Raw genomic sequence first — 14,540 nt, 5'->3', positions numbered from 1 at the left:
GGAGGGGCGCTTGCGCGAGGACACCCGCCAGAAACTCGACGCCGTCGCACAGTCCGAGCGGTCGCGCGAAAGGCTCGCGCTGGCAGTGGGCGCGGGGCTCGTCGCACTCGTGGGAATCTACTGCCTGGGCAATAGCTATCCGTTGAGTGAACCCCGCGTTTCGGGTGAAGTCCGCTGGGCGGTTTGGAAGTACGAGCACGATACGGGCGAGCGCTATCCGGATATCCAGGTCTTACTGACCGACGGTCGCCTTGTTCGCGCGACGACCTATGAACATGATCTTCCAGCGGTCGGCTCGAACGTGGAATTGAAAGAGAGAATTTGGGCCTGGGGGCCGGTAACATACCGGTGGGATCGCCAGACCGGCCAGACAGGGAAGCCGTGAATGCGCGAAGAAACTCGAAAAAGGCTCGAAAGAGCACTCTGGATCGACCGCGCCAAAATGGCGGGCATCGGCTTGGCGATCATCGGCGCCATCGGCCTGGCCTTCGCTTATGAGGAGTTCGACCTCAAGGTCGACAACAAGGATGTCGGCGGTACGGTCACCGATATCGAGCCCCTCGTCTCCAAAACCGATTCCGCCGACGGCGAGAATGTGATCGTCCGTCTGGACGATGGACAGCTCGTGCGCGTGCTGGCCTATAAATCCCGCGGCATCAAGGTCGGCGACAAAATCCAGGTCGTCGAGCACCACCACGCGACGGGCCGGGTGACGCACACCCTCAGATAATCGTCCGCCCCGCGTTGACGCGCCCCCGATAGCCATTATAAGTCGCCGCTTCGCCCCTTCCGGGCGGCTTGCCTCAGTGGCGGAACGGTAGACGCGGCAGACTCAAAATCTGCTATCCGCAAGGGTGTGGGGGTTCGAGTCCCTCCTGGGGCACCAGCGTGCTTTCGTAAATAAAATCAATTATCTACTATAAAGCCTCGCGCCGTTTCTCGTGTCCGAGCGTAACAACGAGACCTACGGCAGCCGCCATTTCACGATAGCGTAAGCCGCTCCCGCAGTTGGCCTTTGACGCGGGCGACCGACGCGCGGACGATCGACGTGATCCCCGCCGCCGACGATTGCCCTGCCCGGTCTATGTCGAGCCTTTCGGCAACCGCTTCGACAATCTCCGGATCGACTTCGGGGTTATCCTTCATCTTCGAAAGAATGAGTTCGAGAAACTGCCTCTGCCAGCGTGTCCGCAACGGCATGGCTCTGACCAGTTCGGCCGTGAGCTCCTGCGGAAACGGCCATGGCCGCGAAACTCCGGCCGCGACGAAATTGAGCTTGGTCAGCACACACTTCGGACAGACCCCGCAATTCTCTCCCGTCCGCGGCCCCACCCAGCAAACGCGAAGGTGCGGAATGAGCGCCCGATGACGGCCGACATAACGTGCCCGCTCGATGCGGTCATATGCGCCACCGTCTGATTCAATTTTCAAGCGCGATGAGGAAAAGAACCGATCGGTCCAGAAACTGTTTCCCCATACCGGAAAACAGTTCTGATAGCTTTCTTCAGTCGCGACCAACGCAACATCGTGCCTTTTCGAAAATTGTTGCAGGACCGAGGAGAGGCCAGCGCCGAAAGTCATTTCCCAGTTCGGAATGATGCGCCGCCAATTGGTTTTGACCGTAACGAGATCGACGCCGAGTTCGGAGCAAATGGCCGATCCATTCCGTGCCAGCGTTTCAAATCCGCTTTCTGCCTCGAGAGGCATATCGAAGCCATGCACCATCACTGCCGTGCGGACATTCCGCGTTGCTCGGCCCGCGTCGTTGTTCACATGCCGGCTCAGAGTGAACGTGCTGTCGAGGCCTGATGAAAATGCCGCCACCGCGGCTTGATGACTGGATGGCGGCCGTGATGTCTCTCCCGCAGTCGTGATTTTGATTTTTTTCTTGAAGAGATCGGGCCGCCACGAATGCCAGATCTCCTGGTAATGATCGAGCCCATCGAGAAGTGTCGAGTCGACGGCAAATTCCGCGTGCAAGTCCGTCATCGCGTTCATGGCGATGGGCAGCATCGCAATCAGCGCAAAATCGCCGCCATCGAATTCGGGCGGAGCTGCGCCAGCCCTCGGCCGGATCTCATAGAAGAGGTCTGGCAACTTTCCGCCGCTGTGAACTTCGCGGCGAAGCCCATCATCTGAAATGCGCAGTTCAAGACATGCCATTCGCGACCCTCGCAATCCGCCACGGGTTCAATAGATGTACCGCCGCGTCGCCGCCCCCGACATTGACGTGAGGACCTCGTGAGGACTGCATTTCCAGTACTCGGCAAGTTCCAATTCCGTCAGGTCGTCCCCCAGCAGAACGACGCTGTCGCCCACACTGTCATCGACGGAAAGCTCAACGAACGCCGATTGCATGCCGACCTCGAGCAAACGAGACCGTCTTCCATTGATGAGGCACGGCCCGGCGCGCAGGCCGTGCGAATAGCCGGCAAGAATGAGCCCGTGACGTGCCGCGATAAATCCGGAATATCCTGCCGGTCCGGCCGATTGATGAACCTCGACAAGGCGAGACGACAGCCGGACGGCGCCGCGATACATCGCCAGACCCGGCCGCACGGCGTCGAGTACCGCTTGCCCGTCATGAAGCAGGCTGCTGCCGGCCGCATGCCGGAACAGATCGAAGCCCGAAGTCGCGTCTTTGAGCATCTCGACGTGGTCGATCCGCGTCGCATGCGTAAACGCTTCGTGGCAATCGCCGGCGACGATCGCCGCGCGGCAATCCGCCAACGGACACGCGAAGCGCTGCATACCTGTATCGACGCAAAGCGCCGGGTTCGCGCTCCGAAGTTGCCGCGCCTGCTCGGGATTGCGGACGGACGGCGTGATGCCGCGCGCAATATAGTCGGAGGCATCAAGGCTTTCCGGCGGCCCGAGCGCGATCACGCGCTTGCCGAAGCGCAAAGCGAGATTGGCCGCGATCGCCTCACTAGCTTGGAAGACGCAGAAGCCCGAGGCCAAATCGGCAACCGCGTCACATATTGCATCGATGCCCAAGCCATAAGCGTCGGCCTTGACCACCGGCAGCACGGCGACGCCTGTCACCTTGGCGATGGCTTCGACGTTGCGCCGGACCACGCCGAGGTTGACCTCCAGATCCAAGTGCGGATTTCTCGCACGGTCGTCATTGCGCGTTGGAGCGGACATCGTCCCGGTAGAGTGTCGCGAGAGGATTGCGAGATCTGTCATAGGCCACGGCATGAAGAATCGACGCACGCACGCAGCGTCACGTTAGCTTGCGAGGCATTAAAATCGCCAGCACATGGCTCAGGCGAACGTGTGGACAAACTCTCCCGCTACGCCAAATCGGGAAGCTATCCAGGGAATATTACCGAACGTTGATAACTTCCGTTGCGTGTGACGGATTTGCGAGACGTGATCCGCCGTCCCGTCCGCCGCTCCTCCGTTCTAGACGGCCGGCTCTTCCGATCGCAGTGGCGCTTCCGCATGCTCTGAAAAACGGCCGAGCCCCAACAGTGCGAGGAACGTCAACGCGGCTGCTCCTGTCAGATAGAGCCCGACGGCATGAATGCCGTACGTCGTTGCAAGTGTCGTCGCGATATAGGGCGCAAGCGATGCACCGAAAATCCCGGCAAGATTGAACGCCAGCGACGAACCCGTATAGCGGACGCCGACCGGAAACGGCTCTGAAAGCGCAGTCCCGAGCGGGCCGTAGGTCAACCCCATCAAGCCCAAGCCGAGGATCATGAACACGACGACGCTGACGGTCTGACCCGATCCGAACAGCGGCGCGAACAGAAGCCCGAACCCGCCGATCAGCGCGGTTGCCCAAAGCAACACCGTCCGGCGCCCGAACCGGTCGGCAAGCCACGCCGATACCGGAATGGTCAGCCCGAAGAACACCACGCCAAGCATCTGGATCGGCATGAACTGCTCGCGCGTGAAGTGAAGCGCGTTGATGCCCCAGCTCAGCGCAAAGACAGTCATTAGGTAAAACAGCACGAACGTTGCCAGCGCTCCGAACGTGCCGAGTATCAGCAGCCGAAAATGTTGCCCGAACACCGTCATCAACGGCACGCGCACGCGCTCGTCCCTTTCGAGCGCCTGTCTGAACGCCGGCGTTTCGGAAATGCGCAGTCGCACGTAAAGTCCGACGAGCACAAGAGCGGCGCTGGCGATGAACGGAATACGCCAGCCGAACGCCACGAACTGCTCGTTCGTCAAAGTCTCCGATATTAGAAGAAAAATGCCGGTCGAGCACAGGAAGCCGATCGGCGCTCCGAGCTGCGGAAACATGCCGAACCACGCCTTTTTCGAATTCGGCGCGTTCTCGGTCGCGAGCAAAACCGCGCCTCCCCATTCGCCGCCAAGCCCCAACCCTTGGAAGAGACGGCAAAGCGCCAACAGCAGCGGCGCCCAAATGCCCGCCGATGCGTAGGTCGGCAACAGGCCGACTGCAACCGTCGACAACCCCATCGTCAGAAGCGCCGCAACGAGCGTCGCTTTTCGGCCGATGCGGTCGCCGAAGTGGCCGAAGAGAATGGCGCCGATCGGACGCGCGAAGAAAGCGATCGAAAACGTTGCGAACGATTGCAACGTCGCCGTCGTCGGGTCTTCGTTCGGGAAGAAGAGATGCGGAAACACCAGAACGGCGGCAGTCGCGTAGATGTAGAAATCAAAGAATTCGATCGCGGTTCCGGCAAGACTCGCAAACAGCACACGGCGCGTGGAGGCGGGGTTCGATCCGGTCAATGGATTCACCTGACGATGTTGGCGGAAACGCGATTCGACCGGGGGACTATTTCAGCCGCACGCGAGGTCCGCAAGCCGGTGAGACAGGCGCCCTTGAGCAAATAAACCATAAGCGGATAATAACCGATGGAACGGTGAGGAATTGGCGCTTAACAACGGCATGGCCGCCAGAACGTCGATCTTCCGTCAACGGCCGGGGCACGGAACAGCGAGGGTCAAGCAGTGTCCGCATTCGACATCGGCGCCATCATTCTTATTCTCGCGACCGTAGTCGGCATCATAAACGAACGCTTCTTTCATATTCCGGGCGTGATCGCCCAGCTCCTCGGCTCACTTCTCCTTTCGCTGGTCGTGATCGTGCTGAGTTACGCCACCGGAGAATTCCACTTCGCAACCCTGATCGAAAAGCGCGTCGACGGCGCTCACCTGCCGAGAATCCTGCTCGACGGCATCCTTGCGCTGCTGCTTTTCGCCGGCAGCCTGCACGCAAATCTCCGCGACCTGCGCATCAATGCCATATCCGTATTCAGTCTTGCGACTCTGGGAGTCATTCTTTCGACGACGATATTCACGTTCCTGTTCTGGGGCGTTTTGCACATTTGCGGCATGCTGATGCCGCTCGCCTGGTGCTTTCTTCTCGGAGCGATCCTCGCCCCCACTGATGCGGTGGCCGTAGAGGGGCTATTGAAGACGGCCCCTCTTCCCAGATCGTTGAAGTCGACCATTGTCGGCGAAAGCCTGTTCAATGACGGAACGGCAATCGTCCTCTTTCTGTCGGCGCTCGCGCTGATCACGGGCGAGCACGGTGTTTTCGGCCACGGCCGATTTCTCTCGACAATGATCGTCGAGGGCGGCGGCGGAATAGCGCTCGGCCTGATCACAGGATTTTTTGTCGCCTGGCTCATGCGGCTGATCACCGATGACGAGATCGCCATTATCGCATCCCTGGCGCTGGCATTGGGAACCTACCGGATGGCGGCAATCCTTGGGCTCTCTGGCCCCTTGGCCGTCGTCGTCGCGGGCATCGTCCTGTCGAACCGGCCAATGTCAAAAGCCGACGACGACGAAAGACCTCGAAAAATTCGCGTATTCTGGTCTCTCGTCGACAGCGTCCTCAATATTCTTCTGTTTGTGCTTCTGGGTTTTGAAGTCCTTGCGATGAATATCTCCGAACTCGCGATCGTTTCGGCTGCGGCCGCCATCCCGCTGGCGTTCGCCTCACGTTTCCTGAGCGTCGGGCTGCCGTCATGGATCGGACGCCCGTGGACCGATGACAGCTTCAACAGACCTTTTCTCTTGACTTGGATCGGGCTGCGCGGGGCTATTTCGGTTGCCCTGGTGCAGGTGGTGCCGAAATCCGAGTACAGCGACGCCTTGGCGGCTGCCTGCTACGCCGTCGTAATCTTCACCATCGTCGTTCAGGGACTGCTCGCACCTCGCGTCATCGCCGCGCTCTACGGAACCGAGCCACCCGCGAACGCCGCATCCTGATGCTCTAACGGATCATGTAGACCTTGCGGACAGTCTCGTGGACCGTGCAAACGCCCTTCCAATCCTGCGGGAAGAAGGCGGCCGTTCCCGGCGTGATTTCGATGACCTCGCCGTCGTCGCGGACATAGGTGCAGCGACCGGACAGGAAATGGCAGAATTCGTCTCGCGTGACGTGGCATTCCCATTTGCCCGGCGTGCAAACCCAGATGCCGCACTCGGATTCGCCGTTGGCATTCTTGTGCAGGAGCTTTCCCGACGTATGCGACGTCCCTTCGATCATCGTCGGAACGGCGCCCCAGTCGGCGAGATCGGCAACATCGAGCGGATTGCGAATGATCGGCGTCGTCAATGAGAATTCCTCGTTGCTTTGAATGTGATCATGGAACCGATCGCCCGGCTTGAAGCAGAGCCTCGATGATGGCCGCGGCTTTCACTGGACCGTTCTGGGCTTGCATGTGAGCGCTCGTCGCCGCGAGCTTCGCTTGCATCGCGGGATCGTTGAGACAGGCGTCGAGCTTGGCTGAAAGATCGGCATCGCTCCAGTCATAGCGAGGCATCTTGAAGCCGTGGCCCGTTTCCTCGACACGCGTCGCGTTGTCGTGCCCGTCCCAGACGTAAGGCATGATGATCGCCGGTTTTCCGAAATAGAGGCATTCCGTGAACGAGTTGTTGCCGCCGTGATGGATCACGGCATCGACGAGCGGAATGACGGACGGCTGCGGGAACCACTTGTCGATGATCACATTCGGCGGGATATCGTCGTATTCGTCGATATATTCGCCGACGTTGATCAGCGCCCGATAGGGAAGCTTTCCGATCGTAGCGATGATCCGCTTCAAAAGATCAGTATCGCCGGACCCGAGGCTCCCGAACGACACATAAATCAGCGGCTTGTCGTTGTTGGCGGCGAAGGTCGGTACCTCGAACGGCTTTTCCTTCCGCACGCAGCCCTCGAGATACTGAAACCGCGATGGCGCCAGCGGCTCCTGCCGATTGAATTTCGCCGACTCCGGATAAAGCAGAAGATTCATATAAGGCGAGGCTTCGAAGAATTGTCCGAGCGGATAGGCCGCCTCGTTACAGCTTTGAAGGAAGGCATTGAAATCATCGTGGATCGGCTGGATCACCTCATTGAAATGATCGCGGTAGCGCCGATGGCCTTCGCGATCGTTTTCCGCACAGCCCGACAAATGCGGCGGAATGGCCGGATCTTCGATCTCGTTTTCCGAACAGGAGATGATCCGCACCCACGGCTTTCCGAACTGTTTGATGGCCGGAAACAGAATGACATTATCGACCGCGATCAAATCCGGCTTCACTGCGTTCAACACGCCGGGCAGGTCCTTCTGCGCCCATTTCGCGCTGTCGACGATCGCGGTCCAGCAGTCCTTCACATAGTTGTCGATCTGGTCGTAAGGCGATTTTCGAAAGTTCGGGATGTGACCGTTGATGAAGTCCACCCAGAACTTCGCCATCTGTTCAGGCGGCATCGGCTCGGAGAGATTTACCGGATGCGCTTCGAAGCCGTATGATCGGTAGACGTCGACGAAGCCAGGATCGGAGAGAAAAACCGCCTTGTGTCCGCGGGCTTCAACGGCCTGCGCGATACCGACCGAATTGAGCGCCGGCCCATATGCGGCCTCCGGAAAGAAGGCCACAGTCTTCTGCTCACCCATCCGCCCCTCACCTTATATGACGCACGATTTCGCCACAGATGGCGCCGGCCATCTTCATCAGGCAAATCGAACTTCGGCAAGAGGGAAGAAGCGCAGACGACGCCTGCTGTCAGCCGGCAAGTGCGGGAAGGCCCCGCGCCACGACGTAAATTCCGACGGCCGCGACAATCCCGGCGAAACTCTGCGAGAGCAGGTGCTTCTTGGTCGCCAGCACCGTGCTGGCATAGCGCCCGACGACGCCGCCGACGACACCGCCGACAATGAAAAGCCCAACGAGCGACCAATCGACGAGATTCGACGTCGCATAGTTGATCGCGGTCGTAAACCCGAACGCCGCGACACAAAGCAGCGACGAGCCGATTGCGAAAATCATCGGCATGTTGGTCGCCGCCATCAGTCCCGGCACGATCAGAAATCCACCGCCGATACCGAAGAAGCCCGAAACCGCTCCGACGGCTACGCCGTACACAAGCAGATAAGGTAACAAGCTCGGCGCACTGAAAGAGGTAAGCTGCACGAACGCATCGCCGCCCGAACGCTTCTTGACGAACATAAGCCCGGCGATGACGAGCATTAGCACGCCGAAGAACAGCAGAAGTTTTTGCCCGTCAACTTGCTTTCCAACCTGCGATCCGAGCGCCGCGCCGACTATTCCGGCAGCCGCGAATACCATCGCACACCGCCATTTGACGTGATCATGCCGGGCATGATCGATCAGGCTCGCAACCGAGCTCAGCGCCACCGCGACGGCGCTTGTGCCGATCGCGACGTGCGGAGATTTGACGCCGACGACATACACGAGCAGCGGCACCGCTAGGATCGATCCGCCTCCGCCGATCAATCCGAGAACGAAGCCGACCAGCGATCCCGAAAATATCGCAAGGAGATTGTGTTCCATCACGCCATGACTTTTGGCTTGGCCATCCACTCGCGCCCCTTCAGCATCGCCTGCCAGTAAATCGGCGGCAGAATGCGCTCTTTGAGAAGCCACGCTGCGCGCGACGGCTTTGTTCCATCGAGCAGCGCCAGCGGGAACGTCGGCGCCAGCTTGCCGCCGTATGTGAACTCGGCGAGCACGATCTTTCCGCGCTCGACAGTCAGCGGGCACGACCCGTATCCGTCGTAGACGCACATGCTCTGGCGATACCCCATGTCGTACAGCACGTTTTCTGCGACGACCGGTGCCTGTTTGCGCGCGGCGGCTGCCGTCTTCGCGTTCGGCGTGTTGGTGACGTCGCCGAGCCCATAGATGTTCGCGTATTTCTTATGGCGCAGCGTTGCGGGATCGACATCCATCCACCCGGCAGCGTCCGCAAGCGAACTTGCGCGAATGAAATCGGGTGCTGTCTGCGGCGGACAGACATGCATCATGTCGAAATCCGTCTCGAAGAATTCTTTCGAACCGTCGGGCATTGCCTTTGCAAACCGCGCACGCTTCGCCGGACCGTCGACCGCGACCAGGTTGCAGCCGAAATTGAGCTTCACATGATAGCGCTTGATGTAGTCCATCAGCGCCGGCACGTAATCGGCCACGCCGAACAGCACGGCACCCGCGTTGTTAAATTCGACATTGATGTTTTTGAGACAGCCGGTGCGCAGCCAATGATCGGCCGAAAGATACATCGCCTTCTGCGGAGCGCCTGCGCATTTGATCGGCATCGGCGGTTGCGTGAAGATCGCGCGGCCGGATTTCAACCCCTTCACCAACTCCCACGTGTAAGGCGCCAGATCGTAGCGATAGTTCGACGTAACGCCGTTCTTCCCGATCGTTTCCGTCAGCCCTTCCACGCCGCCCCAGTTGAGCTTGAGCCCGGGGCAGACGATGAGATGCTGGTAGCGAATGGTCCGGCAGCCTTCGATGACAACCGTATTGTTGTCCGGATCGAACGCCGCAACGGCAGCTTTGATCCATGTCGTTTTCCGCGGCAGCACCGAACCCATCGGCCGCGCCGTTTGCTCGGGCAGAAATACGCCGCCCCCAACCAGTGTCCATCCGGGCTGGTAATAGTGAACATCGGCCGGTTCGATGATCCCGATGTTGAGGTTGCCTTGGCGTGCGTAAAGGCTGCTGGCGACGGCAGTCCCAGCCGCACCTCCGCCGACGATGACGATGTCGAATTTCTCGACCGGACCTCCTGCGCCGACATTGCCGTTGGCGGCAATCCGGCTCACGACGCCGGACATGTCGTATCCCGCTGTCTTCGCCTTCGACAGGATATCGGCAATCGGCACCTTGCTCGCTTGCGATAGCGCCCAAAGCGTCGTGCTGCGTGTCCCGGAACGGCAATAGGCGAGAACCGGTTTCGGCAATTCCGCGAGCGTCGCTCCAAACGCAACGGCATCGGCGTCGCTGACCTTTCCGGTTTCAACCGGAACGTAGCGCGAGACAAGTCCATTGGCCTTCGCCTCGCGTTCGATCTCCGAAAATGCAGGTTGATCCGCTCCTTCTCCGTCGGGCCGGTTCGAGATGATCGACTTGAATCCCAACGCCGCCAGCTCGGCGACTTCGCTCGGCAGTATCTGAGGTGAAACCGAGAGATCGTCGGTAAGTTTGCTAACCTTCATTACGAAATCCTATGCAGAAACCGGGAAGCAAAAAACGGTCAAAGCTCATTGATCGGCACTTTGAGATGCCTCTTTCCGCTCGCGTCGGGGTCCGGAAGGTTGCCGCCGCGAATATTGACCTGAATGGACGGAATGATGAGCTTCGGCAGCGCTAGCGTCGCATCGCGCGTGGTGCGCATCCCGACGAACTCGTCCTCGTCGATCCCATCGCGAACGTGAATGTTGTGCTCGCGCTCTTCGGCGACCGTCGTCTCCCATTTGACCGCACGACCGTTCGGACCATAGTCGTGGCACATGAAGAGACGCTCTTTCGGCGGCAACGCCAGCACGCGCTTGATGGAGTGATAAAGGACCCGTGCGTCGCCGCCCGGAAAGTCCGCACGCGCAGTACCGCCGTCCGGCATGAAAAGCGTATCGCCGACGAACGCCGCGTCGCCGATGACGTGCGTCATGCACGCCGGCGTATGCCCCGGCGTCAGCATCGCGAAAGCCGTTATTCCGCCGATCGTATAAGTGTCGCCGTCTTCGAACAGCCGGTCGAACTGACTGCCGTCGCGCTGAAACTCGGTGCCTTCATTGAAGATCTTGCCGAATACTTCCTGCACGATCTTGATGTTCGCGCCGATGCCGAGTTTGCCGCCGACCTTGCCCTGAATGTAGGGAGCCGCGGAAAGGTGATCGGCATGGGCATGCGTTTCGATCAGCCATTCGACCTTCAGGTGATGATCCTGGACAAAGGCGATGATCTTGTCGGCCGAGTTATAGCTGATGCGTCCGGCCGCGTAGTCGATATCCATGACGCTGTCGATGATCGCGCAGGCGTCGGACTTGGGATCTTTCACGACGTAGCTCACCGTATTGGTGGCTTCATCGAAAAAGGCGGTGACCTCCGGCTTCACCGACAGGTCAACGGGATGAGGAATAGACTCCATAGCTCTCTCCTGAGCCGCATCGAGCGGCGCGTCGTCATTCGCGATTTGAGGGGTGCTTGCCGCAGCTGCCGCCGCACGTGCTGATACCGGCGATCTGATAAGCCGGACAAAAACGTGCGAGGCCCGTCAGCAGTGGCACCAATCCAACCAACCCCCAAAGCGTTTTGGGACCGACGAAAACGAGGCTCAAGAGGGCCAGACCCACGACAATGCGCAATGTCCGGTCAAGCGTCCCGACGTTCAACATATTAGCACCTCCGGAATGTAATTCCAGAGAACTCATTAAATACAAAAATAAATCACGTATGTGATCAAGTCACATAGGAAAAAACTAGCGTCCGGCGGCAAGCTGACGCAGCGCATCCGGCTTCGTCAGATCGATGGTGCCGCGAGATGCCGATAGCCAGCCGCGACGTTGGAACTCGTTCAATTGCCGCCCGATAACTTCACGCGCCGATCCGAGCTCGGCCGCAAGCTGCTGATGCGTCAGCGCAATGTGGCCGCGCTCGTCGGCAAGCTCCAACAGTCGCTGCGCCAGCCGAACATCGATCCGGGAGAAGGCAACCTCTTCGATCAGCTTGAACAGCGTCGTGACGTTCACGCTAAACGCCGTGAAAACGAATTTGCGAAATACCGCCGATCGGGCGATCGCTTCATCGAACGTCGCCCTCGGGATCGCCACGGCAGTGATGTCGGTCTCCGCAATGCCTTCCGCCTGGTATTCATCGTATCCCATGAGGCATGCGGTCGTGAGCACACAGCTCTGCCCGGCAGCAATCCGATAGAGCACAATTTCGCGACCCGACTCCGAGACTTGTTGCACACGTACCGTCCCGTCGAGCAGCAACAGATAACTTTCCGGTGATTGTCCCGGCCCGAAAATCCGAGTTCCCGCCGGCAGCTTAAGGACGTTGCTTGACGCAAGCAGCAACTCCACGATTTCTCGCTCGAGCGCTTCAAGACCCGTAAAATTGCCAATCCATTGCCGATCAGTCATCGCGAGCCTTCTGTCTTTCGCATTGCCTTCAAAGGAAATCCGGAAAAAATTCCAAGCTCTCCTCGCCCGACAATTCGGAATTGCTAGATACTCGGATTTTCACGCACTCCTATTGTGCATCGACGCGCAAAAAGCCAACGAAATTCTAAAAAACAGCAAATCGGCGCCAATCACCTAGGCGCTTCCATGCCCTCGGCCGCGCCAAAGAGGCAGGAACCGGAACGGCGTGCTCGACGTTTGGCCGCTAGGTATTCGGAGGAAAAGAAAATGACATATGAAGATCCACGCAGCGGTCGTGAACGCAATCTCGGTCAGGAGGAAGTCCACGGCGCTTCCGCTTCCTCGATCATCGGCGTTCTTATTCTCGCAGCCGTCCTTTTCGGCGGCTGGTATCTTTATTCAAGATCCGGACCGACAGAGACGGCAGCACAGCCGACAACGTCTTCCACCGCGCAAAACAATTCGACCATGTCACCGCAGAGTTCGGGTCCTGGCGTCCAAGGTGACGTCGGCGGCAAGAATGGCCCGGCAGCCAATACCGAGAACTCCGGCTCGTCTACGGGAGCCTCATCCGGCAATACGGGCGTCGGCGGTGATAATACGAACATCGATCGCTCGACGGTTCCTGCGCAGGACTCGACCGGCGTAAAGGGTGCGGAAGGCAACAAGAATGGTCCGGCCCCTGCATCGCCCGCGCCGTCGAATAGCAGCAACCCAGCGTCGACCAATCCATAACACGCTGGACAATTTGAACAGTGGAGAGCCCGCCCGCAAAGGCGGGCTCTTTCGCATTACTGCGGCTTCACGGCATCCGAACCGGCGCCTGGTGTCGAAGACGCCTGCTCCGCCGGCGATAGTCCAAGAGCGCTGCGTACGCATTTGGCCGCTTCGGGAAACATACTCTTGAACTGATCGTCTTCGGCGAACTCTTCTTCCGCGACCGCCATCCCGAGCAATTTTCCCGCTTCCACATCGCTGCGGTAGTGCACGCCGGCAATCATCCGGCTGTGCCCATAGTCGGCGGCGCGCGCGTAGAATTCGGCGCGCTTTTCCGGAATCATCTGCGCAAGTACCGCTCCGACCGCGGTGCCGTAGGTCGTGTGACCCGAGGGATAAGAAGGACTCATCTTTCCCGCATCCAACGGCTTCAAACCGCTATCGGGCAGGTTGTAAGGCCGCATCCGGCAAAACGCGTTTTTAGTGTGCTCAGCCGCCGATTTCGTTCGGGCGCTCAGCCGGTCGAAGATCGCCTGGCATTTGCCGAGCGCCGCAGCGTCGAACTTCATGCCGGCACCTTCGATGAACTGCGCGACCGAAATCGTATAGTCGGCGAGCGCGTGCTGCACCTGCGCCTCGGTGCGATCGCGCTGCAGGGTCCGAAGCTCCTCAATTTCCGACTTCGTCTGCTCGCAGCTGTCGCACGGCGGCGGCGACAAAAGCTTGATCAACGGATCCGGCGGAGGCGCTTGGCAGCTGAGACCTTCCGCCGAGGCGGCAATCGACGCAGCACACCCGGCAAATACCATCGCGCAGCAAATTATCGTTCTTCGAAGCATCGTTTTGAAAATCCTTCCCGCTCGCTATGGCCACCTGGCCGATCACGACGTCCCAATGAGCCCGGAGGTTTGCAGCTCTATGACACAAACCTGGCACCGAAATTTCCGCACGAACATCAGGAAATGCTCGTTGAAGCCCCGAGCGACCCCCGTCGAGGTGATGCAAGCGCGCCGCGATTCCACCGAAATCGACAGCTGTCCGCGATTTGTTATGAACAGTGTTTCTTCTGTTATGGCACCCTCCCATTGCTTTTCACATCCAGGAGTGAAGCCAATGCGCAAGATGACCGTGTTGATGTTTTCGGCCCTCGCCGCCGCGACCTTCGCCGCTGCTCCGGCAAGTGCCCATTCCTCATGTTTCAAGAAGTATTCGATGGGCCAGTCGCTCACCGAGGACACCGCCAAGTTCCAAGCCGACGAAGCACTTCTGCAGGCGACCGACTGGGGCGTCTGGGCCGTATGGATGACCGGAGCCGGCACGCCGGGCTACTCCTTCAGCCCGCGCAAGTATCACTGCTCGGAAGACGGCATGACGTGGACCTGCCACGCGCAGGCAACGTTCTGCAAGCTCTAAGCCGCCGACACCAACAAGCGAAGGCGACGGTAAGCG

The 14,540-nt window shown here is 59.4% G+C and carries 16 protein-coding genes and 1 tRNA gene; 6 read left to right on the top strand and 11 right to left on the bottom strand.

Features of this window, described 5'->3' with window-relative positions:
* Positions 1-10: 10 nt before the first annotated feature.
* From QM780_RS17270 to QM780_RS17260, 3 genes are all read left to right on the top strand, one after another.
* Positions 11-385, top strand: coding sequence for a hypothetical protein (locus QM780_RS17270; RefSeq protein ID WP_415071668.1), 375 nt, complete (start codon positions 11-13; stop codon positions 383-385).
* Positions 386-730 (top strand): hypothetical protein, encoded by a 345-nt coding sequence (locus tag QM780_RS17265; protein ID WP_415071667.1) that lies wholly within the window; start codon positions 386-388, stop codon positions 728-730.
* A gap of 70 nt (positions 731-800) precedes the next feature.
* Positions 801-886 (top strand) — tRNA-Leu (locus QM780_RS17260).
* A 95-nt stretch (positions 887-981) separates the two neighbouring features.
* Here the strand turns inward: QM780_RS17260 and QM780_RS17255 are convergent.
* From QM780_RS17255 to QM780_RS17245, 3 genes are all read right to left on the bottom strand, one after another.
* Entirely contained in the window at positions 982-2,163 is a 1,182-nt protein-coding gene (locus QM780_RS17255) for a hypothetical protein (RefSeq protein WP_415071666.1), read from the bottom strand.
* Positions 2,164-2,190: 27 nt separating this feature from the next.
* Positions 2,191-3,102: an alanine racemase gene (locus QM780_RS17250; RefSeq protein WP_415071665.1), complete on the bottom strand. Its 912-nt coding sequence runs from the start codon at positions 3,100-3,102 to the stop codon at positions 2,191-2,193.
* 306 nt (positions 3,103-3,408) lie between these two features.
* The gene (locus QM780_RS17245) at positions 3,409-4,713 is read right to left on the bottom strand and encodes an MFS transporter (RefSeq protein ID WP_415071664.1); all 1,305 of its coding nucleotides are present in this window, start codon (positions 4,711-4,713) and stop codon (positions 3,409-3,411) included.
* A gap of 222 nt (positions 4,714-4,935) precedes the next feature.
* On the opposite strand from QM780_RS17245, the gene QM780_RS17240 reads away from it, so the two are divergent.
* Entirely contained in the window at positions 4,936-6,204 is a 1,269-nt protein-coding gene (locus QM780_RS17240) for a cation:proton antiporter (protein ID WP_415071663.1), read from the top strand.
* A 4-nt stretch (positions 6,205-6,208) separates the two neighbouring features.
* On the opposite strand, the gene QM780_RS17235 is transcribed toward QM780_RS17240, so the two are convergent.
* The 7 genes from QM780_RS17235 to QM780_RS17205 form a co-directional block, all read right to left on the bottom strand.
* Entirely contained in the window at positions 6,209-6,553 is a 345-nt protein-coding gene (locus QM780_RS17235) for a cupin domain-containing protein (protein ID WP_415071662.1), read from the bottom strand.
* A 28-nt stretch (positions 6,554-6,581) separates the two neighbouring features.
* Positions 6,582-7,880: a glycosyltransferase gene (locus QM780_RS17230; protein ID WP_415071661.1), complete on the bottom strand. Its 1,299-nt coding sequence runs from the start codon at positions 7,878-7,880 to the stop codon at positions 6,582-6,584.
* Positions 7,881-7,989: 109 nt separating this feature from the next.
* Positions 7,990-8,778, bottom strand: a complete 789-nt coding sequence (locus QM780_RS17225) for a sulfite exporter TauE/SafE family protein (RefSeq protein ID WP_415072073.1) — start codon at positions 8,776-8,778, stop codon at positions 7,990-7,992.
* Positions 8,778-10,445, bottom strand: coding sequence for a TIGR01244 family sulfur transferase (locus QM780_RS17220; RefSeq protein ID WP_415071660.1), 1,668 nt, complete (start codon positions 10,443-10,445; stop codon positions 8,778-8,780). Before QM780_RS17220 ends, QM780_RS17225 begins: the two co-directional genes overlap by 1 nt.
* 38 nt (positions 10,446-10,483) lie before the next feature.
* Complete coding sequence (locus tag QM780_RS17215; RefSeq protein WP_415071659.1) at positions 10,484-11,377, bottom strand: MBL fold metallo-hydrolase; 894 nt, start codon at positions 11,375-11,377, stop codon at positions 10,484-10,486.
* 34 nt (positions 11,378-11,411) lie between these two features.
* On the bottom strand, positions 11,412-11,624 hold the full coding sequence (locus QM780_RS17210) for a DUF2892 domain-containing protein (protein WP_415071658.1): 213 nt from the start codon (positions 11,622-11,624) through the stop codon (positions 11,412-11,414).
* Positions 11,625-11,708: 84 nt separating this feature from the next.
* Positions 11,709-12,374, bottom strand: coding sequence for a Crp/Fnr family transcriptional regulator (locus tag QM780_RS17205; RefSeq protein ID WP_415071657.1), 666 nt, complete (start codon positions 12,372-12,374; stop codon positions 11,709-11,711).
* Positions 12,375-12,641: 267 nt separating this feature from the next.
* On the opposite strand from QM780_RS17205, the gene QM780_RS17200 reads away from it, so the two are divergent.
* The gene (locus QM780_RS17200) at positions 12,642-13,109 is read left to right on the top strand and encodes a hypothetical protein (protein ID WP_415071656.1); all 468 of its coding nucleotides are present in this window, start codon (positions 12,642-12,644) and stop codon (positions 13,107-13,109) included.
* A 56-nt stretch (positions 13,110-13,165) separates the two neighbouring features.
* Here QM780_RS17200 and QM780_RS17195 read toward each other — a convergent pair whose 3' ends face one another.
* Positions 13,166-13,822, bottom strand: a complete 657-nt coding sequence (locus QM780_RS17195) for a phosphatase PAP2 family protein (RefSeq protein WP_415071655.1) — start codon at positions 13,820-13,822, stop codon at positions 13,166-13,168.
* Positions 13,823-14,204: 382 nt separating this feature from the next.
* Between QM780_RS17195 and QM780_RS17190 the strand changes: the two genes are divergently transcribed.
* Positions 14,205-14,504: a hypothetical protein gene (locus tag QM780_RS17190; RefSeq protein ID WP_415071654.1), complete on the top strand. Its 300-nt coding sequence runs from the start codon at positions 14,205-14,207 to the stop codon at positions 14,502-14,504.
* Positions 14,505-14,540 lie beyond the last annotated feature (36 nt).

It is taken from the genome of Hyphomicrobium sp., assembly GCF_047600905.1.
In the GTDB taxonomy this organism is placed as follows: Bacteria; Pseudomonadota; Alphaproteobacteria; order Rhizobiales; family Hyphomicrobiaceae; genus Hyphomicrobium_B.
Note: the sequence above shows the minus strand (reverse complement) of the source record. Positions and strands in the feature narration are given on the sequence as shown.